Annotated in this window: 20 protein-coding genes; 15 read left to right on the top strand and 5 right to left on the bottom strand. The window is 63.4% G+C overall.

Annotated features, from left to right (window positions below; all coding sequences use genetic code 11):
- The first annotated feature begins 40 nt into the window (after positions 1–40).
- On the top strand, positions 41–940 hold the full coding sequence (cysD, locus tag BDD21_RS05010) for a sulfate adenylyltransferase subunit CysD (RefSeq protein ID WP_120796198.1): 900 nt from the start codon (positions 41–43) through the stop codon (positions 938–940).
- Positions 940–2,847, top strand: a complete 1,908-nt coding sequence (cysN, locus tag BDD21_RS05005; RefSeq protein WP_120796197.1) for a sulfate adenylyltransferase subunit CysN — start codon at positions 940–942, stop codon at positions 2,845–2,847. Before cysD ends, cysN begins: the two co-directional genes overlap by 1 nt.
- A 189-nt stretch (positions 2,848–3,036) precedes the next feature.
- Here the strand turns inward: cysN and BDD21_RS05000 are convergent, their stop codons facing one another.
- Positions 3,037–4,044: a sulfate ABC transporter substrate-binding protein gene (locus tag BDD21_RS05000; protein WP_120796196.1), complete on the bottom strand. Its 1,008-nt coding sequence runs from the start codon at positions 4,042–4,044 to the stop codon at positions 3,037–3,039.
- Between the two features lie 335 nt (positions 4,045–4,379).
- Between BDD21_RS05000 and cysT the strand changes: the two genes are divergently transcribed.
- From cysT to BDD21_RS04980, 4 genes are read left to right on the top strand one after another with little or no spacing between them, the layout of a single operon-like run.
- Positions 4,380–5,234 carry a sulfate ABC transporter permease subunit CysT gene (gene cysT / locus BDD21_RS04995; protein ID WP_120796195.1) on the top strand — a complete coding sequence of 285 codons (855 nt, stop codon included), beginning with the start codon at positions 4,380–4,382 and terminating at the stop codon, positions 5,232–5,234.
- Positions 5,234–6,118: a sulfate ABC transporter permease subunit CysW gene (gene cysW, locus BDD21_RS04990; protein WP_120796194.1), complete on the top strand. Its 885-nt coding sequence runs from the start codon at positions 5,234–5,236 to the stop codon at positions 6,116–6,118. The genes cysT and cysW overlap by 1 nt, the downstream gene beginning before the upstream one ends.
- A gap of 10 nt (positions 6,119–6,128) precedes the next feature.
- On the top strand, positions 6,129–7,217 hold the full coding sequence (locus BDD21_RS04985; protein ID WP_120796193.1) for a sulfate/molybdate ABC transporter ATP-binding protein: 1,089 nt from the start codon (positions 6,129–6,131) through the stop codon (positions 7,215–7,217).
- 1 nt (position 7,218) lies between these two features.
- Positions 7,219–8,154, top strand: coding sequence for a CysB family HTH-type transcriptional regulator (locus BDD21_RS04980; RefSeq protein WP_120796192.1), 936 nt, complete (start codon positions 7,219–7,221; stop codon positions 8,152–8,154).
- 22 nt (positions 8,155–8,176) lie between these two features.
- Here the strand turns inward: BDD21_RS04980 and BDD21_RS04975 are convergent, their stop codons facing one another.
- From BDD21_RS04975 to BDD21_RS04965, 3 genes are all read right to left on the bottom strand, one after another.
- On the bottom strand, positions 8,177–8,395 hold the full coding sequence (locus tag BDD21_RS04975; protein WP_120796191.1) for a hypothetical protein: 219 nt from the start codon (positions 8,393–8,395) through the stop codon (positions 8,177–8,179).
- Between the two features lie 445 nt (positions 8,396–8,840).
- Positions 8,841–10,160: a ferredoxin reductase family protein gene (locus BDD21_RS04970; protein ID WP_120796190.1), complete on the bottom strand. Its 1,320-nt coding sequence runs from the start codon at positions 10,158–10,160 to the stop codon at positions 8,841–8,843.
- A 276-nt stretch (positions 10,161–10,436) separates the two neighbouring features.
- A complete protein-coding gene (locus BDD21_RS04965) occupies positions 10,437–10,745 on the bottom strand; it encodes a PepSY domain-containing protein (RefSeq protein ID WP_120796189.1) in 309 nt (102 codons plus the stop codon).
- A 213-nt stretch (positions 10,746–10,958) separates the two neighbouring features.
- Here BDD21_RS04965 and BDD21_RS04960 point away from each other — a divergent pair, with 213 nt between their 5' ends.
- From BDD21_RS04960 to BDD21_RS29155, 3 genes are read left to right on the top strand one after another with little or no spacing between them, the layout of a single operon-like run.
- The gene (locus tag BDD21_RS04960; protein WP_120796188.1) at positions 10,959–11,174 is read left to right on the top strand and encodes a hypothetical protein; all 216 of its coding nucleotides are present in this window, start codon (positions 10,959–10,961) and stop codon (positions 11,172–11,174) included.
- Entirely contained in the window at positions 11,153–11,380 is a 228-nt protein-coding gene (locus BDD21_RS29160) for a phosphoadenosine phosphosulfate reductase domain-containing protein (RefSeq protein WP_425470216.1), read from the top strand. The genes BDD21_RS04960 and BDD21_RS29160 overlap by 22 nt, the downstream gene beginning before the upstream one ends.
- A 16-nt stretch (positions 11,381–11,396) precedes the next feature.
- Positions 11,397–11,552 (top strand): phosphoadenosine phosphosulfate reductase domain-containing protein, encoded by a 156-nt coding sequence (locus BDD21_RS29155; protein ID WP_425470215.1) that lies wholly within the window; start codon positions 11,397–11,399, stop codon positions 11,550–11,552.
- Positions 11,553–11,711: 159 nt separating this feature from the next.
- On the opposite strand, the gene BDD21_RS04950 is transcribed toward BDD21_RS29155, so the two are convergent.
- Positions 11,712–13,286 (bottom strand): carbon-nitrogen hydrolase family protein, encoded by a 1,575-nt coding sequence (locus BDD21_RS04950; RefSeq protein WP_120796187.1) that lies wholly within the window; start codon positions 13,284–13,286, stop codon positions 11,712–11,714.
- A gap of 162 nt (positions 13,287–13,448) precedes the next feature.
- On the opposite strand from BDD21_RS04950, the gene BDD21_RS04945 reads away from it, so the two are divergent.
- The 6 genes from BDD21_RS04945 to BDD21_RS28520 all read left to right on the top strand — a co-directional run bounded on the left by BDD21_RS04945 (position 13,449) and on the right by BDD21_RS28520 (position 17,263).
- Complete coding sequence (locus tag BDD21_RS04945) at positions 13,449–14,447, top strand: zinc-binding dehydrogenase (RefSeq protein WP_120796186.1); 999 nt, start codon at positions 13,449–13,451, stop codon at positions 14,445–14,447.
- 4 nt (positions 14,448–14,451) lie between these two features.
- Entirely contained in the window at positions 14,452–15,075 is a 624-nt protein-coding gene (locus BDD21_RS04940; protein WP_120796185.1) for a metallophosphoesterase family protein, read from the top strand.
- The gene (locus BDD21_RS04935) at positions 15,072–15,845 is read left to right on the top strand and encodes a tRNA 2-thiocytidine biosynthesis TtcA family protein (protein ID WP_120796184.1); all 774 of its coding nucleotides are present in this window, start codon (positions 15,072–15,074) and stop codon (positions 15,843–15,845) included. The genes BDD21_RS04940 and BDD21_RS04935 overlap by 4 nt, the downstream gene beginning before the upstream one ends.
- 327 nt (positions 15,846–16,172) lie before the next feature.
- A complete protein-coding gene (locus tag BDD21_RS04930; protein ID WP_120796183.1) occupies positions 16,173–16,505 on the top strand; it encodes a helix-turn-helix domain-containing protein in 333 nt (110 codons plus the stop codon).
- Positions 16,495–16,902 carry a HipA N-terminal domain-containing protein gene (locus BDD21_RS28525; RefSeq protein ID WP_245969418.1) on the top strand — a complete coding sequence of 136 codons (408 nt, stop codon included), beginning with the start codon at positions 16,495–16,497 and terminating at the stop codon, positions 16,900–16,902. The genes BDD21_RS04930 and BDD21_RS28525 overlap by 11 nt, the downstream gene beginning before the upstream one ends.
- Positions 16,850–17,263 carry a HipA domain-containing protein gene (locus BDD21_RS28520; RefSeq protein WP_245969417.1) on the top strand — a complete coding sequence of 138 codons (414 nt, stop codon included), beginning with the start codon at positions 16,850–16,852 and terminating at the stop codon, positions 17,261–17,263. Before BDD21_RS28525 ends, BDD21_RS28520 begins: the two co-directional genes overlap by 53 nt.
- Positions 17,264–17,475 lie beyond the last annotated feature (212 nt).

The following is a 17,475-nucleotide window of genomic DNA, read 5'->3' as shown; positions in this document are numbered from 1 at the left end:
ATCCACGATCGTCTTTGACAACAGCCTCGGTTAGGACCTGATGACGACTCTCACACACCTGCAACGTCTGGAATCGGAAAGCATCCACATCATGCGTGAGGTGGTGGCCGAGGTGGAGCGCCCCGTGATGCTCTACTCGGTCGGCAAGGATTCCGCCGTCATGCTCCACCTGGCCAAGAAGGCATTCTATCCGTCCACGCCGCCCTTTCCGCTCCTGCATGTGGATACCACCTGGAAGTTCCAGGACATGTACCGTTTGCGCGAGAAGGCGGCGCGCGATGCGGGGATGGAGCTGCTCGTCCATCAAAACCCGGAGGCGATCGCGCGCGGCATCAACCCCTTCGATCACGGCTCCTTGCATACTGAGATTTGGAAGACCGAGGGGTTGAAGCAGGCGCTCGACAAATTCGGCTTCGATGCGGCCTTCGGGGGCGCGCGGCGCGACGAGGAAAAGAGCCGCGCCAAGGAGCGTGTCTTCTCGTTCCGCTCGGCCAATCACCGCTGGGATCCGAAGAATCAGCGCCCCGAGCTCTGGAAGCTCTACAACGCCCGCAAGGCCAAGGGCGAAAGCATCCGTATCTTCCCGCTCTCCAATTGGACCGAGCTCGACATCTGGCAGTACATCCATCTCGAGCAGATCGAGATCGTGCCGCTGTATCTCAGCGCCCCGCGCCCGAGCGTGATCCGCGACGGCTTGATTCTGATGGTCGATGACCATCGCTTCCCGTTGGCGGAAGGCGAAGAGGTCCGCATGCGCTCGATCCGCTTCCGCACGCTCGGCTGCTATCCGCTGACGGGCGCGGTCGAGAGCGAGGCCACGACGCTGACCGAGGTCATCCAGGAGATGCTGCTCACCACGACGTCCGAGCGCCAGGGTCGCGCCATCGACCACGACCAGTCCGCCAGCATGGAAAAGAAGAAGCAGGAGGGGTACTTCTGATGGCCAGCGACATCTACAAGACCGACGAGCTGATCGCGCGCGATATCGATGCCTATCTGGAGAAGCATCAGCACAAGACGATGCTGCGCTTCATCACCTGCGGCAGCGTGGACGACGGCAAATCGACACTCATCGGCCGTCTTCTCTACGACAGCAAGATGATCTTCGAGGACCAGCTCGCCGTGCTCGAAGCGGATTCCAAACGCGTCGGGACCCAGGGTCAGGAGATCGATTTCGCCTTGCTGGTCGACGGCCTGGCCGCCGAGCGCGAGCAGGGCATCACCATCGATGTCGCCTATCGCTTCTTTGCGACCGACCGGCGCAAGTTCATCGTCGCCGACACGCCGGGCCACGAGCAATACACGCGCAACATGGTGACCGGCGCCTCGACGGCCGATCTCGCGGTCATCCTGATCGACGCACGCAAGGGCGTGCTGACCCAGACACGGCGCCACAGCTATCTGGCCCATTTGGTCGGGATCCGCAACATCGTGCTCGCGATCAACAAGATGGATCTGGTCGACTACGATCGGGCCAGATACGACGCCATCATCGGCGACTACCGTGCCTTCGCGGACCAGATCGGGATCGACGGCTTTCAGGCGATCCCGATCTCGGGTCTCAAGGGCGACAACATCACGTCCGCGAGCGACGCCACGCCCTGGTATGAAGGCCCGACCCTGCTCGACTATCTGGAGACGGTGGAGATCGACCAGACGCGGATGATCGAGCGACCGTTTCGCATGGCGGTGCAATGGGTCAACCGTCCGAATCTCGATTTCCGCGGCTTCTCGGGCCAGATCGCCAGCGGGCGCGTCAAGCCGGGCGACGCCGTGCGCATACTGCCCGGCAGCACCACAACCACCGTCGCGCGCATCGTCACCCTGGACGGCGATCTGAGCGAGGCCGGCGCAGGCCAATCGGTCACCCTGACCCTGGCCGACGAGATCGACTGCTCGCGCGGCCAAGTCATCACCCCGGCCGACCAGCCGCTCGAGGTGGCCGATCAGTTCGAGGCGACCATCGTCTGGATGGCGCAAGAGCCGATGATCCCGGGTCGCGCCTACATCATGAAGATCGGCACGACGCAGGCGACGGTCACGGTGACCGACGAGAAGTACCAGGTCAACGTCAACACCATGGCCCACGAGCCGGGCAAGACCTTGGCGCTGAACGGCATCGCCGTGTGCAACATCGCCACGAGCAAGGCGATCCCGTTCGAGCCCTACGCCGAGAATCCGGACCTGGGCGGCTTCATCCTGATCGACCGGCTGAACAATGCAACCGTCGGCGCCGGCATGATCCATTTTGCCCTGCGACGCAGCCACAATCTGCCCTGGCAGACGATCGACGTGGATCGCGACGCCCATGCCGCCATCAAGAATCAGCAGCCGCGGCTGCTCTGGCTCACCGGGCTGTCGGGCTCGGGCAAGACGACCATCGCCAACCTGGTGGAGAAGAAGCTGCACGCCATGGGGCGCCACACCTTTCTGCTGGACGGCACCAACGTCCGTCAGGGGCTGAACAAGGATCTGGGGTTCACCGATGCCGACCGGGTCGAGAACATCCGGCGCATCGGCGAGGTCGCCAAGCTGATGACCGACGCGGGGCTGATCGTCTTGACGGCCTTCATCTCGCCCTTCCGCAGCGAGCGGCGCATGGTCCGGCAGCTCTTCCCGAAAGGCGAGTTCGTGGAGATCTTCATCGATACGCCCATCGAGGTGGCCGAGCGCCGCGATCAAAAGGGCCTTTACGAGCAGGCGCGTCGCGGCGATCTGAAGAACTTCACCGGCATCGACAGCGCCTACGAGCCGCCCGAGTCCCCCGAGATCCGTATCGATACGACGCGGCTCTCGGCCGAGGAGGCGGCCGAGGCGATTATCGAGTCCTTGTCGATGTCGTTTTAAACCGCGCCCGGTGCGGTATGTGTCATTTGTTGGATGGCTTGGTCGCGCCGGCTCCGACGACTGTCGTAGTCGGCGCGGTTTAAGGTATTGAAAATCTTAAATTCTAAACCGCGTCCCACTGGGATCAAGGATATCTCCGAAGCTAAACGAACAATGAAAACTACGCATGTCGCTCTGGACGCGGTTTAGTCAGCGAACGCTATAGATTTGGTCGAAGATGCCCCCGTCGGCGAAGTGTTTCTCCTGGGCGGCCTTCCAGCCGCCGAGGTCTTCGATCGTCACCATCTCGACCTGGACGAACCGATCCTTGTACCGTGCCGCGACCTCCGGGTCGGTGGGACGATAGAAGTGTTTGGCGGCAAGCTCCTGGCCTTCCGGTGAGTAGAGGAATTCCAGATAGGCCGTCGCCACGGCGCGGGTCCCCTTCTTGTCCACGGTGCGATCCACGACCGTGACCGGCGGCTCGGCGAGGATCGATAAGGATGGGACGACGATCTCGAACTTGTCCTCGCCGAACTCCTTGAGTGCGAGGAATGCTTCGTTCTCCCAGGAGAGGAAGACATCGCCCAGCTCGCGTTGCACGAAGGTGGTGGTCGAGCCGCGAGCACCCGAATCGAGCACCGGGACATTCTTGTAGAGTCGGGCAATGTAGTCCTGCACCTGGGCCTCGTCGCCGCCGTATTCCTTCTCCGCCCAGGCCCAGCCCGCCAGATAGTTCCAGCGCGCGCCGCCCGAGGTCTTGGGGTTGGGTGTAATCACGGCGACCCCCGCGGTGACCAGGTCTCCCCAATCCTTGATCCCCTTCGGATTGCCCTTGCGCACCAGGAAGACGATGGTCGAGGTGTAGGGCGAGCTGTTCAGAGGCAGTCGCGACTGCCAGTCCTTAGCCAGGAAACCGGTCTCGGCGATGGCATCGATGTCGTAGGCCAGCGCCAGGGTTACGACATCGGCTTCCAGGCCGTCGATGACCGCGCGGGCCTGCTTGCCGGCCCCGCCGTGCGACTTTTGAATCCTGACCTTCTCGCCGGTCTTCTCCTCCCAGTGTTTGCTGAAGGCCGGGTTGAATTCCTGGTAAAGCTCGCGCGTCGGATCGTAGGAGACGTTGAGCAGGGTCGTTTCGGCCCGGGCCGCTCCGAGGGCGGACAGCATGAGCAGGGCAACGAGGGAGAAGGATGGATGGAATCGGATGCTGGTCATACCGGGCTCCTGCGTGGTTCGGGTGAGAGTGGAGCCTTGATTGAAACGCCGCCGGCCGCCGGAACGAACCAACAAAATCTGCAAACCTTATCGCCCCCGGCGAAGGCGATTCCGCTGTGGTTCGCTTATCTCAAAAACCGCATAGCATCCCGGTAAATCGATCGTTCGCGGGGCGTCGTGCCGCGCTAAGCTCTCAACGTATCCGAAGCGATCTGCGGTTTCTCGACCACCTCAACCATCGCAGATCCTCGGCTGGAGGCGCTCCAAGCGCTGTGTTTCAAGGCCCGAGGCGATTGTCTGGGGCGCAACCCCGCGCGGGTCAAGGTCAACTGCCGATGACGATCGCTGCCTACTTCAACCCCACGCACCAGACCCGAGTGCTGCCGGGCTTCGGTCTCGCGCTCGGCTACACCCTGGTCTATCTCTCGCTGATGGTCTTGATCCCGCTGTCGGCGGTCTTCCTCAAGAGCGCGACCCTGTCCTGGGGAGAATTCTGGGCCATCGTCAGCTCGCCCCGCGTGGTTGCGACCTATCGGCTGTCCTTCGGGGCCTCCTTGCTGGCCGCAGCCATCAACGCGGTCTTCGGTTTGGCGCTGGCCTGGGCGCTGGTGCGCTACAGCTTCCCGGGCAAGAAGCTGATCGACGCGCTCGTCGATCTGCCTTTCGCGCTGCCGACGGCGGTCGCGGGGATCTCGCTCACCGCACTCTATGCCGGTAACGGCTGGATCGGCAGTCTGCTTGCACCGCTCGGGATCAAGGTCGCCTTTACCCCGCTCGGGGTGCTGGTGGCGCTGGTGTTCATCGGGGTGCCCTTCGTGGTGCGCACCGTTCAACCGATTCTGGAGGATCTGGAGACCGAGCTCGAGGAGGCCGCTGCGAGTCTGGGCGCCGACCGGCGGCAGACCTTTACGCGGGTGATTCTGCCGATCCTGCTCCCGGCCCTCCTGACCGGCTTCGCGCTGGCCTTCGCAAGGGCGGTCGGCGAGTACGGCTCGGTCATCTTCATCGCCGGCAACATCCCGATGGTCTCGGAGATCACGCCCCTGATCATCATCACCAAGCTTGAGCAGTACGATTACGCGGGCGCGACCGCGGTCGCGGTGGTCATGCTGGTCTTCTCCTTTTGCATGCTGCTCGCGATCAACCTCTTGCAGGCCTGGAGCGCGAAACGCACCGGGAGGAATCGCTGATGGCCGCCATCGGTGCGCTTTACGGTCGGGGCGATGCCCGCCGGTACGAGACCAACGCCGCCACGCGCGAGAGCTCGGCGGTGAAGTGGCTGATCCTGACCGCCGCCCTGAGCTTTTTCCTGCTGTTCCTCTTGATGCCGCTGATCGCGGTCTTCGTCGAGGCCCTGCGCAAGGGTTGGTTGACCTACATCACCGCGATCGCCGATCCGGACGCGCGCTCGGCGATCCGTCTGACCCTGCTGGTCGCGGTCATCTCGGTACCCGTCAACCTGGTGTTCGGGGTGGCCGCGGCCTGGGCGATCGCCAAGTTCGAGTTCCGCGGCAAGCGGTTTCTGACCACCTTGATCGATCTGCCGTTCTCGGTCTCGCCCGTGATCGCGGGCCTGATCTTCGTGCTCCTGTTCGGTGCGCACGGCTGGTTCGGCGCCTGGTTGTTCGCGCACGACATCAAGATCATCTTCGCGGTCCCGGGCATCGTGCTGGCGACCGTCTTCGTCACCTTCCCCTTCGTCGCACGCGAGCTGATCCCTCTGATGGAGGCCCAGGGCAGGGAGGAAGAGGAGGCGGCGGTCGTGCTGGGCGCCAACGGTCTCCAAACCCTTTGGCGCGTGACGCTCCCCAACATCAAATGGGGTCTGCTCTACGGCGTGATCCTGTGCAACGCGCGGGCAATGGGCGAGTTCGGTGCGGTGAGCGTCGTCTCCGGACACATCCGGGGCCAGACCAATACCATGCCGCTGCACGTCGAGATCCTCTACAACGAATACAATTTCGCTGCGGCCTTCGCCGTGGCCTCGCTGCTGGCGCTGCTGGCACTGGTGACCTTGGGGCTGAAGACCTTCGTCGAATGGAAGGCCGATCAAGGCGTCATGCAACCCGATTGAGGAGTCTCCGATGAGTATCCAGGTCGAGCAGATCAACAAGACCTTCGGCCGGTTTGTCGCCTTGAACGATGTCTCGCTTGATTTCCCGAGCGGCGCATTGACGGCGCTGCTGGGTCCGTCGGGCTGCGGCAAGACGACGCTCCTGCGGGTGATCGCCGGGCTGGAGACCGCGGACTCGGGACGCGTCGTCCTGGAAGGCGAGGACGCCTCGGACACCCATGTGCGGGAGCGTCAGGTCGGATTCGTCTTTCAGCACTATGCCCTGTTTCGCCACATGACCGTGCTGGAGAATGTCGCCTTCGGGCTGCGGGTGAAGCCGCGGCGGGTCCGCCCCAAGGAGGTCGAGATCCGACAACGGGTCCGGCGTCTGCTCGATCTGGTGCAACTCGGTGCCCTGGCCGATCGCTTTCCGGCCCAATTGTCCGGCGGCCAGCGTCAACGGGTCGCGCTCGCCCGGGCGCTGGCGGTCGAGCCGCGGGTGCTGCTGCTCGACGAGCCGTTCGGCGCGCTCGACGCCCAGGTTCGCAAGGAGCTGCGGCGTTGGCTGCGACGTCTGCACGACGAGCTGCACGTGACATCCATCTTCGTCACCCACGATCAAGAGGAGGCACTGGAGGTCGCCGATCGCGTGGTGCTGATGCATCAAGGTCGCGTCGAGCAGATCGGCACGCCGGCCGAGGTCTACGAGCACCCGGCCACCCCCTTCGTCTACGGGTTTCTCGGCGCGGTCAATGTGTTTCACGGGCGGATCGACGGGGCGCATCTGCGGATCGGCGGCTCCACCATGCCTTACGACGGCCATGACGCCGGCCAGGGCGCGGACGCGATCGGATTCGCGCGTCCACACGAGCTGGAGATCCTGACCGATCCAGCCGCGCCGCACGGGGTCGAGGCCGTCGTCGCGCGCATCCTCGCCTTCGGCTCCGGGGTCAGGGTCGAGCTTGACCGCCTTCCCGACGCCTCGGGCCGCAGCGAGCCCGCCGACCATTACGAGGTCATCCTGCCGCGCGAGCGGATCCAGGCACTCGCCTTGACCGAGGGGCAACGGGTGCGTCTGTCGGCCTCGCGGATCCGGGTCTTTCCGCGCGAGGCCGCCTGACGTGAACTTCCAGCAACTGCGTATCCTGCACGAGGCGGTCCGGCACAATTTCAACCTGACCGAGGTGGCCAACGCGCTCTATACCGCCCAATCGGGTGTCTCCAAGCACATCAAGGACCTGGAGGACGAGCTCGGGGTGGAGCTGTTCATGCGCCGAGGCAAGCGTCTGCTCGGCCTGACCGAGCCGGGCAAGGAGCTGATGCCGATGGTCGAGCGCATACTGCTCGACACCCAAAACATCAAGCACCTGAGCGAGCAGTTCGCCCGGCAGGACGAAGGGCGTCTGGCCATCGCCACCACCCACACCCAGGCCCGCTATGCCTTGCCGTCGGTGGTGACGCGCTTCAGACAGACCTTTCCGAAGGTCTATCTGGAGCTGCACGAGTGCGGCCCGCGCGAGATCGTCGCCCAGCTGCGCGCCGGCCAGGTGGACATCGGCATCGCCACCGAGGCGTTGGCCGACGAAGAGGATCTGGTCAGCTTTCCGTACTATCAGTGGCGGCATGCCCCGATCGTCCCCGTCGGGCATCCGTTGACGGGCGTCGAGCACCTGACGCTCAAGGCGATCGCCGATTATCCCATTATCACCTACTACCCCGGCAATACTGCTCGGGCGCGCATCGATGCCGTCTTCGAGCGAGCCGGGCTCATGCCCGACGTGGTCATGTCCGCCCTCGACGCGGATGTCATCAAGACCTATGTGGAGCTTGGTCTGGGCGTGGGGATCGTCGCCGCGATGGCCTACGACCCGGTCCGCGATTCGGGCCTGTGCCTGCTCGACACCTCTGACATGTTCGAGGTCAATACCGCCCGTCTGGCTCTGCGACGCGGTCACTATCTGCGTGACTATGCCGTGCGCTTTATTCTGGAATGCGCCCCGGCACTGACCGCGGAGCAGATCAAGGGTGCGGTGTTTCCCAAGGCGTCGCTGCCCTAATGCCGGATCCCGGACATGACGATCAGGCGCCGCTGCGATAGAGCTGCGGGGGCTGATCGGCGACGTAGCGCGCGATCGCGTCCTCGATCGACATGGTCGGCTCGGCCGCGCGGCGTGATGCGAGCGTCGGCCGCTGCCGGATGGATGGGGTACGGACACCTCTGGCCGCGAGACCGCTCCGTGTCCGCATGACGCCGATCGCGCTCATCTGGGCGGGATGCTGGATTGAAGAGGTGTTCATGGTTCGCGCTCCGTTTGTTGCCTTGAAGGGGTTTGGTCGCGAGGAATCGCGGCCTTGGGTGCAAGGTAACGCAGGAGTGCTGACCATAGGCTGACTGCGCCTGTCAGCAACCTGGCAGGTGGGCCGTCAGTGCTCGGCAAACACCTGCATTTTTCCCTCGGCATCGAAACTCATCACCTAATAGGACGGGGCCTTCCATGCCCGGCGAGCCGGGCGGCATGCCTGGGGCCGAGATATCCCGACCACGGGCAGGCGCTCGGCAAGCAGACGCCGGCGATTCCATCCTCGACGCCCTCAACCCAGCGCCCGATCCAGATCGGCCAGCAGATCCTCGACGATCGTGCATTGCACATCCGATCGGCCGGAAGCAACGCCGCCCAAGCGGCGCTCCCCCGGGGTGTCGTCAGCCGCGCGCTTGAGCTGACACTCGGTCTGGTATGGCCGTTCAGCGCATCTCGAAGGCTTCCTGATGGAAGCGCAAGCGTCCGCGCCATGCGCGTGTCAGTCCGGTCCGCAACCGCTTGGCAAATCGGCTTGGGCCGCAGAACCAGACTTCGGTCTTGCGCAATCCGTCGTGCATGGATGCAAGATGCTCGGCGCTCAGCGTGCTTCCGGCCTGGCTGTCGTGGATGTGAAGCGAGACGCCCGGCAGGTCCGCGCACAGGGTTTCGAGGCGATCAACGAAGGGATCTGTTCCGCGGTTCCGTGTGCTGTAATGCAGATCCGTGATGAGAGAGGCGTCCGGCTTGGCGCGCAAGGCTTCCAGCCAGGCGATGAAGGGCGTGACACCGATTCCGCCGGCCACCCAGATCTGTCTTGCCTCGGGATTCCGGCGCGGGAGCTGAAAGAAGCCGTAAGGCCCCTCGACCGTCACGGCCTGCCCCACGGCAATTCGCTGTGGCAGCGCGCGGGTAAAATCGCCCAGCGCCTTGATCAGGAACGTCACACGACGGTCCCCGTGATCGGCGCTCGCGATGGTGAAGGGGTGATGGCCCTCGAAACGATCAAAGCTCACGAAGGCGAACTGCCCGGCGCGATGTCCCCGCCAACGGGGTTCCAGCTGACAGACCATCTCGGTGACATCGTGCGAAGGGGTCGAGATCGACACGATCGACCCTCGTGCCCTGCGACTCTGGCCGACGAGTCCCAAGAGTGACATAACGGCGGCCACCGATCCCGCCACCAGCAGCATCCCGAGAAGCAGGCCCAGCGGTTGGCTCCAGTAATGGGTTGGAGCCAGCACGGCGGCATGAAAGGCGAGCGCCAGATACAGAAGCGGCATTGCACGATGGACATGGCGCCAGAACTTGTATGGGAAACGCTTCAGGAGACTCAGTACCAGCATGGCCAGCAGAAGGTAGATGCCGATCTCGCCAAGTTCCTCGCCGACATCGCGCACGTCGTGAAGCAGACCGCTGAACTGCTCTTCCAGCGGTCGCCCATGGCGACCGAACACGGATTTGATCAGGTCGTCCCCTTCCTCAAGCAGCCAGTGCGTGGCGGCGAAGCTGACAGCAAGAATGGCGGTCCATTTGTGCAGGCGGTAGACGCGGTCCATTCCGCCGAGAGGGCGTTCCAACCAGGTCGGGCGCGTCGCGAGCACCATCGCGAGCGACATCAGGCCGATCGCGAGTAGGCCGCTGAGGTAGAGCGCTTGGCTTTGAATGGCCCATGGCAGGGAGTTGGTCCCCGGACCACTCACGCTGAGTGCGCCCGCCCAGGCAAGTACGAGAAGCGCAATGAAGCCGGTTAGATGGATTGTCATGATGGCCGGAGCCCCTTGATTGACGCAATGATTGCTCGTTTGAATTGGGTAAACCGCGCCCCGTGCGGTATGCGTTGTTATTGGCTTGGATCGATCTTGGCAGCATCGATGAGTGTCGGCGCTCGCGCGGTTTAAGAAATCGAGAAAATGCAGGATTGCTGACGCAGAAGGCAACGTCGTTCGTCTGAACCGCGTCGGCCGTCAAAGATGTGGCTGTCTGGACCGTTGTCCGACATGCCCCGAGTGCCGATTCGTGCGGACGCGGTTCAGCATGGCTTACTTCTCTTTCCTCCTGATCACGTCGCCGGTTGCGGCATCGAGATAAAGCTTATGGGCAGTCCCGTCGGCGGCCAGAATCGTGATCTCGTAACGATAGGTGCTGTCTTTTCGCTCGAGCTCGGCTTCCACGAGTTGACCCGGCTGTACGGATTCAGCACTGGCCATCGCCTGTTCCATCGGCAGGATCGCGCCGGTCCCGCGCAGTTGCTTGATCTCGTCGTGGTCGAGTCGCTCACTGGCTAGGGGATTGCCCATTGCCAGCAGCAGTCCAAGACCGGTGGTTGCCATCAGGTGATGTCGTTTCATCTGCTTGCTCCGTTTGAGAGAGTTTGTCGGTGCCGATCAAGCCAGTTGTTCGCGGATGGCTCCGCTCGACTGCTCAAGCGACGGGTGCAGCCTGATGGTTCAAACTGAACTGCCGCTGAAAACCGACCCTTATGAAGCCAACATTCTGATTCGGAATTCAATTTTTTTCTGCGAAAGCAGGTGTAAATTCCGAAGCGTCGCGCCGACGTCTCCGTGCCGCGTCTGTTCATTGAGGCCGAGATCGGCTTTTCGGTCGAGAGCATTGCGGAGTCGATCGACGGGGTGAATATCCTCTATCGGGTCGACCTTCGCGTGCCCGACGTGCACAACCTGCCCGATGCTCGATCGCTGATGGCGGGTGCTTCTTGTTCTCGTTTGCAGCCGCAATCAGGCTTCTGTCCAACTGGATGCATCTGGTCGCCCGGGTGATCCCGCGAATCCCGGTGATCCTGATCGATACCGGCTATCTCTTCCCGGAGACCTACCGCTTCGTGGATACGCTCGCGGACCGGCTGGATCTCGACCTGAGGGTTTACCGCGCCGACATCTCCCCGGCCTGGCTGGAGACACGGCGGGTCGACTCTCGGAGGGCGGCCGCGAGGGCATCGAGCACTACAATCGGGTCAATAAAGTGAGCCCACGCAGCGCGCCTTGAAGGAGTTGGGCGTCTCCACCTGGTTCGCCGGACTGAGACGGGTGCAAGCCAGCACGCGCAGCGCCTTGCCTGTGCTCCAGGTTAAGGACGGACGCTACAAGATCCATCCGATCGCCGACTGGACAGACCGCGACGTCTACCTTTACCTGTAAGGGCCACGATCTGCCCTATCACCCTTTGTGGGAGCGCGGCGATGTCTCGGTCGGTGATTGGCACTCGACCGATCCGCTGCGCCCCGGCATGTCGGCTGAGCAGACCCGCTTCTCTCGGACTCAAGCGCGAGCGTGGCCTGCACGAGTGCGCTACTGACCTCAGCGCTCCCGCCACACCGTTGTATAGAGATCATGCCGGCGATCCTTCAGGTTCTGAACCGTCCCCGAATTGCGCGCGGCACGCAGGGCCTCCAGACGCAGATCGGCGAAGGCGACCGTCTCGACATTGGGCGTGGTGTCGGCCGCGATCCCGTCGCGCGCGAAAGGGAAGTCGCAGGGTGTAAGGATGCAGCTCTGGGCGTATTGGATGTCCATGTTGTGGACCTTCGGCAGATTGCCGACGTTGCCGGACATGACGACGTAGCACTGGTTTTCGATCGCGCGCGCTTGGGCGCAGTAGCGCACCCGCAGATAGGACTGGCGCTCGTCGGTGCAGAAGGGCACGAAGACGATGTTGGCGCCCTGATCGACCAGATGACGGCCGAGCTCGGGAAACTCGGCGTCGTAGCAGATCAGAACACCGATGGGACCGCAGTCGGTGTCGATCGCGTTCAGCGACTGGCCGCCCTCGATGTTCCACCAATAGACCTCGTTCGGGGTCGGGTGGATCTTGGGTTGCTCATGCACCTCGCCGCTGCGCAGACAGACGTAACAGACGTTCTCGACCCGGCCGTTGGGCATCCGCGTGGGGTGCGAGCCGCCGATGATGTTGATGTTGTAGCGCACCGCCATGTCGCGCAGCGCATCCTTGAGCGGCTCGGTGTACTTGGTCAGGGCCTCGATCGACTCGGCGGGCGAGAGCTCCTGATCCTCCATCGAGAGCAGCTGCAGGGTAAAGAGTTCCGGGAAGACGACGAAGTCCGCCCGGTAGTCGGCGGTGACGTCGACGAAGTAGCGCACGAGATCGGTGAACTCCTCGAACGAGCCGACCCGCCGCTGCATGTACTGCACGGTCGCGACACGCACGGTGTCGGGTAAGCGGCCGCCGTAGCTTTTGGCGCGCTGCTCTTCCTTCTCGTCCGGCGCATTGGGGTTGCGCCAGACCAGATGAACCGCGTAGCCCTCGGATTCCTTGTCCTCGGGCAGGTAACGCGGCAGCATTCCCAAGACCTCGAAGCCGTTGCGCATCTGGAAGGTCAGCACCGGATCGCGCAATCGGTTCGCTTTGACCTCCTCGAGATAGGCATCCGGCGTTCCGTATCGGCGCAGGCGCTTGCTGAGCGAGGGGATGCGCCCGCCGAAGACGATGCCTTTGACGTCCCAGGAGCGGGCTAGCTTCTTGCGCTCGTCGTAGAGACGCTGGCCCAGACGCAGCCCGCGGTAGTCCGGGTCGACGCAGACCTCCATGCCGTAGAGATAGTCGCCGTTCGGGTCGTGCCGCGAGGCGTAGCCGCCCCCGGTGATCTCGTTCCAGGTGTGCGGCTGGAGGGCCACATCGCCGTTGATCAGGAAGGTGGCGCAGTAGCCGACGATGGCGCCCTCGTATTCGGCGACGAACTGTCCTTCGGGGAAGTTGTGGATCTGGCCCAGAAGCATGGCCCGCGAATAGGTCCCCATGCCGCTTGCCTGATAGACGCGCGACACTAGGCTGCGGATGTGGGGGATGTCTTTGACGCGGGCATTGCGCACGATCAAAGGCGGTTTCGCGAGCTTGGTCTTGGCGGTGTTGGACATGCTGGGTACTCCGTTGCGGTGGCTGGCGATCGCGGCAGGGCTCGGCTGGGTTCCGGGTCGGGCCCTCGGATTGTGCCGAACCTGTCGATGGGGCTAGCATGCCCCCGAGCGCTGCCGTCGGTAGTGGATTCGGAAAGACTTACGACACGAGGTGAAACGTCCATGAAGGCAATCGAGATGCGCGAGACCGGCGGGCCGGCCGTTTTGCAACTGGTCGATCGGCGTCGTCCCGAGATCGGCGGGCCGGACGATATCCTAGTCAGGCTCAAGGCCGCCGGTGTGAATCCGGTGGATACCAAGATCCGCACCAACGGACCCCTGATTCCGAACGGCTTGCCGGCGGTTTTGGGCTGCGACGGAGCCGGCGTGGTCGAGGCCGCGGGCGAAGCGGTCACGCGTTTCAAGCCGGGTGACGAGGTCTGGTTCTGTTGGGGCGGGCTCGGCGGGCCGGTCGGCAACTACGCCGAGTATATCCTGCTCGACAACCATCTGGCGCAGGCCAAACCGCGCGAGATCGGGTTCGTCGAGGCCGCCGCGGCGCCGCTGGTCCTGCTCACGGCCTGGGAGTCGCTGCACGACCGGGCGCGTTTGCTCGAGGGACAGCGGGTCCTGATCCATGGCGGCGCAGGCGGGGTGGGGCATGTGGCCATCCAGCTCGCCAAGGCGGCGGGTGCGCGCGTCTGCACGACCGTGAGCAGCTCGGAGAAGGCCGATTTCGCCCATGCGCTCGGCGCCGAGTATTGCATCAACTACAAAGAAGAGGACCTCGTCGAGTCTGTCATGCACTGGAGCGAAGGGCACGGCGTGGACATCGCTCTGGATACCGTCGGCCCCGAGGTCTTCCGCAAGACCATCCCTGCGATGGCCCACTACGGTGATCTGGTGACCATTCTGGATCCGGGACCCGACTTGGACCTGAAGGAGGCGCGCGTGCGCAATCTGCGGATCAGTCTGGAGCTGATGCTGACCCCGATGCTTCGGGATCTGCCGCGGGCACGCACCCACCAGGGCGAGATCCTGCGCCGCTGCGCCAAGCTGATCGACCAGGGCGACCTGCGCATCCATGTCTCGGAAACCTTCCCGCTCGCGCAGGCGCAGGAGGCGCACAAGCACATCGAGACAGGCCATGTCACCGGCAAGCTTGCGCTGACGATGGATTAGGACGATGGGCTCCGGCGACGGTGGGGTGATTGCTCGGATTCCCGGCCGCAGCCTGCGCCTTGCGATCCTGTCCGACACGCATGGGGATCTGGATGCACGCGTCGAGCACCTGGTCACGACCTGCGATCTGGCGATCCACGGCGGGGATATCGGCAATGCCGATATCCTCGCCCGGATGCAGCCCGGTCTCGGGCGGGTCTTCGCCGTCTTCGGCAACAACGATGTCTCGCGCCGATGGCCGGAGCGCGATCACGACCTCTTGCGCCAGCTCCCGGAATGGGTCGAGCTCACGCTGCCGGGTGGGTGCTTGGTCGTGATCCACGGCCATCAGGGTCCGGCGCGCGACCGACATGCGCGGCTGCGCGCCCGGTTCCCGACAGCGCGGGCCATCGTTTACGGGCACAGCCATCGGCTCGTGCTCGACATGGATACGACGCCTTGGGTTCTGAATCCTGGCGCGGCCGGTCGGACCCGAACCTACGGGGGACCCTCCTGTCTCGTGTTGAGCGCAGGAGAAACCGAGTGGGAGGTCGAGGTCCATCGCTTCGCCTTCCTCGCCACCCGCCGCTCCAATGCCCCGGTCTTGAAACGCCAAGGCGCACGGCTCGCGAAGACGACCCGCATATGAGCCACTCCGAGCACAATCGCTCCAAACCACCCAAGTCCCTTCTGCGGCTCGTCGGCCGTGCCATCGCGGACTTCCGCATGATCGGCGAGGGCGACCGCATCCTGCTCGGCGTCTCGGGCGGCAAGGACTCACTCTCCCTGCTGCACATCCTCAAGCACCTGCAGACCTATGCCCCGGTGCGCTTCGAACTGGCGGTGCTGACCGTCGATCCGCAGGTGCCGGGATTTGATCCCGAGCACCTCAAGGCATACTACGAGGACTTGGGTATACCCTGGTTCTACGAGCAGCAGCCCCTGATGGACCAGGCCAATGAGCATATGGACGGCGACTCCTTCTGCGCCTACTGCTCGCGCATGAAGCGCGGCATCATGTACCGCATCTGCCGCGAGCAGGGTTACGGCGTGCTAGCTCTGGCCCAGCATCTCGACGATCTGGCCGAGAGTCTCCTGATGTCGCTCTTCCACGGCGGCCAACTGCGCACCATGAAGGCCCATTACCTGAACAACGAGGGTGACGTGCGCATCATCCGCCCGCTGGTCTATTGCCGCGAGCGTCAGACCGCCGACTATGCCGAACGTGCCGAACTGCCGGTCGTCCTGGACTCCTGCCCTGCCTGTTTCTCCATGCCCACCCGCCGCGAGCACATGAAGGCCCTGTTGGCCCGCGAAGAGGCCGAGCACAGCCATCTCTTCGCCAACATCCTGCATGCGCTCAAGCCGATTATGGTTGAAGGGGAGCTGCCGCAACCCGGTCGGGCCGATCCCCCCTGACGCGGAGGGTTTGCGCCGACGAAGGTTTCACCGGTGTGCACATCGGGATGCAGCAGGCGGTTGGCTAAACCGCGTCCAGAGCGATATGCGTCATTTTCACGTTGCGTTTGGTTTTGGAGATATCCATGATCTCAGTGAGACGCGGTTTAAAATTTAATCTTTTTCAATAGTTTAATTCGCGCCAGCTCCGACGGTCGTCGGAGCTGGCGCGGCCAAACCATTCCAGCAAATGACGCGTACCACACCGGGCGCGGTTTAAGTACGGGTGCAAAGATACAATTTGATTGTTTAAGGCGTTAACAATCAGTTCTATGACAGGCTAGACCCATGAGCCGACTGCTCTCACCCACCACGCGCCAAGCCCTGAAGCTGTTGGGCGGATTGATCGAGGAAGGCCGGATCCGCAAGGGCTGGTCCAGGGAGAGTTTGGCTGAACGGGTTGGTGTGGGGGCGCTGACCATCCGGCGCGTGACACAAGGTGAGCCCGGCGTTGCCATCGGCACCTACTTTGAAGCTGCGTCGTTGTTGGATATTCCGCTGTTCGAGCAAGCCTCGCTGCGCGAGCTTGACCGAGAGGTAGCGCGTCAGAGCGAGAAACTGACGCTATTGCCCTCGCGAATCCGCCGCCAGCGCGAGGATCGGTTGGACGATGACTTCTGATGCGCCGCAGGCCTACGTCTGGGTGTGGCTGCCCGGAGCCGACATGCCGGTGGTGGCCGGTCTTCTGCGCCGTGATGCGCGAGGCGGCTACGGCTTTGCCTATGGGCGCTCCTATCTCGCGCGTGAGGATGCGATCAGTCTGTTTCCCGACGAGCTGCCGTTGCAGCCGGGTGAGCAGCGGCAACGCGACGACGGGTTGCCGTCGTGTCTGCGCGACGCAGCGCCCGACGCTTGGGGACGTCGGGTCATCATCAACCGCCTTTCGGCAGGCGGCGTCGGTTCCGAAACGGCGCGATTGGAGCTCGACGAGTTGACCTACCTGCTGGAGTCCGGATCCGATCGCATTGGCGCACTGGATTTTCATTCTCTGCGGCAACACCGACGACCATGCGCGTAATCACGCCGCCTTTTGGGATGGCAGACCTTATCGGTTGACGCCGGCTTACGACATCTGCCCGCAGGCGCGCACCGGGGGCGAGGCGAGTCAGGCTATGCTGTTGATCGGCCAGCGGCGTGATAGCCGGCTTGCGGCCTGTCTTGGCGCGGCACCTGTCTTCGGTTTCACGCTCGATGCGGCCCGTACTCTGATCGACGATCAGATTGCCGTCATCGAGCGCGAGTGGGAGTCGGTTTGCGACCAAGCGGGACTGAGCCAGCCGGAGCGTCGTGCCTTGTGGGGGCGGCAGTTTCTCAACCCCTATTGTTTTGAGGGTTATCCGACCGCTTCACCGATCCCAACCGGCGAGCGTCCGAGTTAAACCGCGTCCAGAGCGAAATGCGTCATTTTTGTTTTGTGTTCAGCGTCCGATACTTCCTGGATCTTGGCGAGACGCGGTTTAAATTTTAATTTTTTTATATTTTAAACCGCGCCGGCTCCGACAGTCGTCGGAGCCGGCGCGGTCAAGCCATACGAACAAATGACGCATACCGCACCGGGCGCGGTTTAAGGCCAATCCGACTCCCGACTGAG

The sequence above is a fragment of the Thiocapsa rosea genome (genome assembly GCF_003634315.1).
Classification (GTDB): Bacteria; Pseudomonadota; Gammaproteobacteria; order Chromatiales; family Chromatiaceae; genus Thiocapsa; species Thiocapsa rosea.
The sequence above is the reverse complement of the archived record's forward strand: the minus strand, read 5'-3'. Positions and strand labels throughout refer to the sequence as shown.

Coding starts and splice junctions, on each gene's coding strand:
- cysD (WP_120796198.1), top strand. CDS start 41: ATGACGACTCTCACACACCTGCAACGTCTGGAATCGGAAAGCATCCAC.
- cysN (WP_120796197.1), top strand. CDS start 940: ATGGCCAGCGACATCTACAAGACCGACGAGCTGATCGCGCGCGATATC.
- BDD21_RS05000 (WP_120796196.1), bottom strand. CDS start 4,044: ATGACCAGCATCCGATTCCATCCATCCTTCTCCCTCGTTGCCCTGCTC.
- cysT (WP_120796195.1), top strand. CDS start 4,380: ATGACGATCGCTGCCTACTTCAACCCCACGCACCAGACCCGAGTGCTG.
- cysW (WP_120796194.1), top strand. CDS start 5,234: ATGGCCGCCATCGGTGCGCTTTACGGTCGGGGCGATGCCCGCCGGTAC.
- BDD21_RS04985 (WP_120796193.1), top strand. CDS start 6,129: ATGAGTATCCAGGTCGAGCAGATCAACAAGACCTTCGGCCGGTTTGTC.
- BDD21_RS04975 (WP_120796191.1), bottom strand. CDS start 8,395: ATGAACACCTCTTCAATCCAGCATCCCGCCCAGATGAGCGCGATCGGC.
- BDD21_RS04970 (WP_120796190.1), bottom strand. CDS start 10,160: ATGACAATCCATCTAACCGGCTTCATTGCGCTTCTCGTACTTGCCTGG.
- BDD21_RS04965 (WP_120796189.1), bottom strand. CDS start 10,745: ATGAAACGACATCACCTGATGGCAACCACCGGTCTTGGACTGCTGCTG.
- BDD21_RS29160 (WP_425470216.1), top strand. CDS start 11,153: ATGCATCTGGTCGCCCGGGTGATCCCGCGAATCCCGGTGATCCTGATC.
- BDD21_RS04950 (WP_120796187.1), bottom strand. CDS start 13,286: ATGTCCAACACCGCCAAGACCAAGCTCGCGAAACCGCCTTTGATCGTG.
- BDD21_RS04945 (WP_120796186.1), top strand. CDS start 13,449: ATGAAGGCAATCGAGATGCGCGAGACCGGCGGGCCGGCCGTTTTGCAA.
- BDD21_RS04940 (WP_120796185.1), top strand. CDS start 14,452: ATGGGCTCCGGCGACGGTGGGGTGATTGCTCGGATTCCCGGCCGCAGC.
- BDD21_RS04935 (WP_120796184.1), top strand. CDS start 15,072: ATGAGCCACTCCGAGCACAATCGCTCCAAACCACCCAAGTCCCTTCTG.
- BDD21_RS04930 (WP_120796183.1), top strand. CDS start 16,173: ATGAGCCGACTGCTCTCACCCACCACGCGCCAAGCCCTGAAGCTGTTG.
- BDD21_RS28525 (WP_245969418.1), top strand. CDS start 16,495: ATGACTTCTGATGCGCCGCAGGCCTACGTCTGGGTGTGGCTGCCCGGA.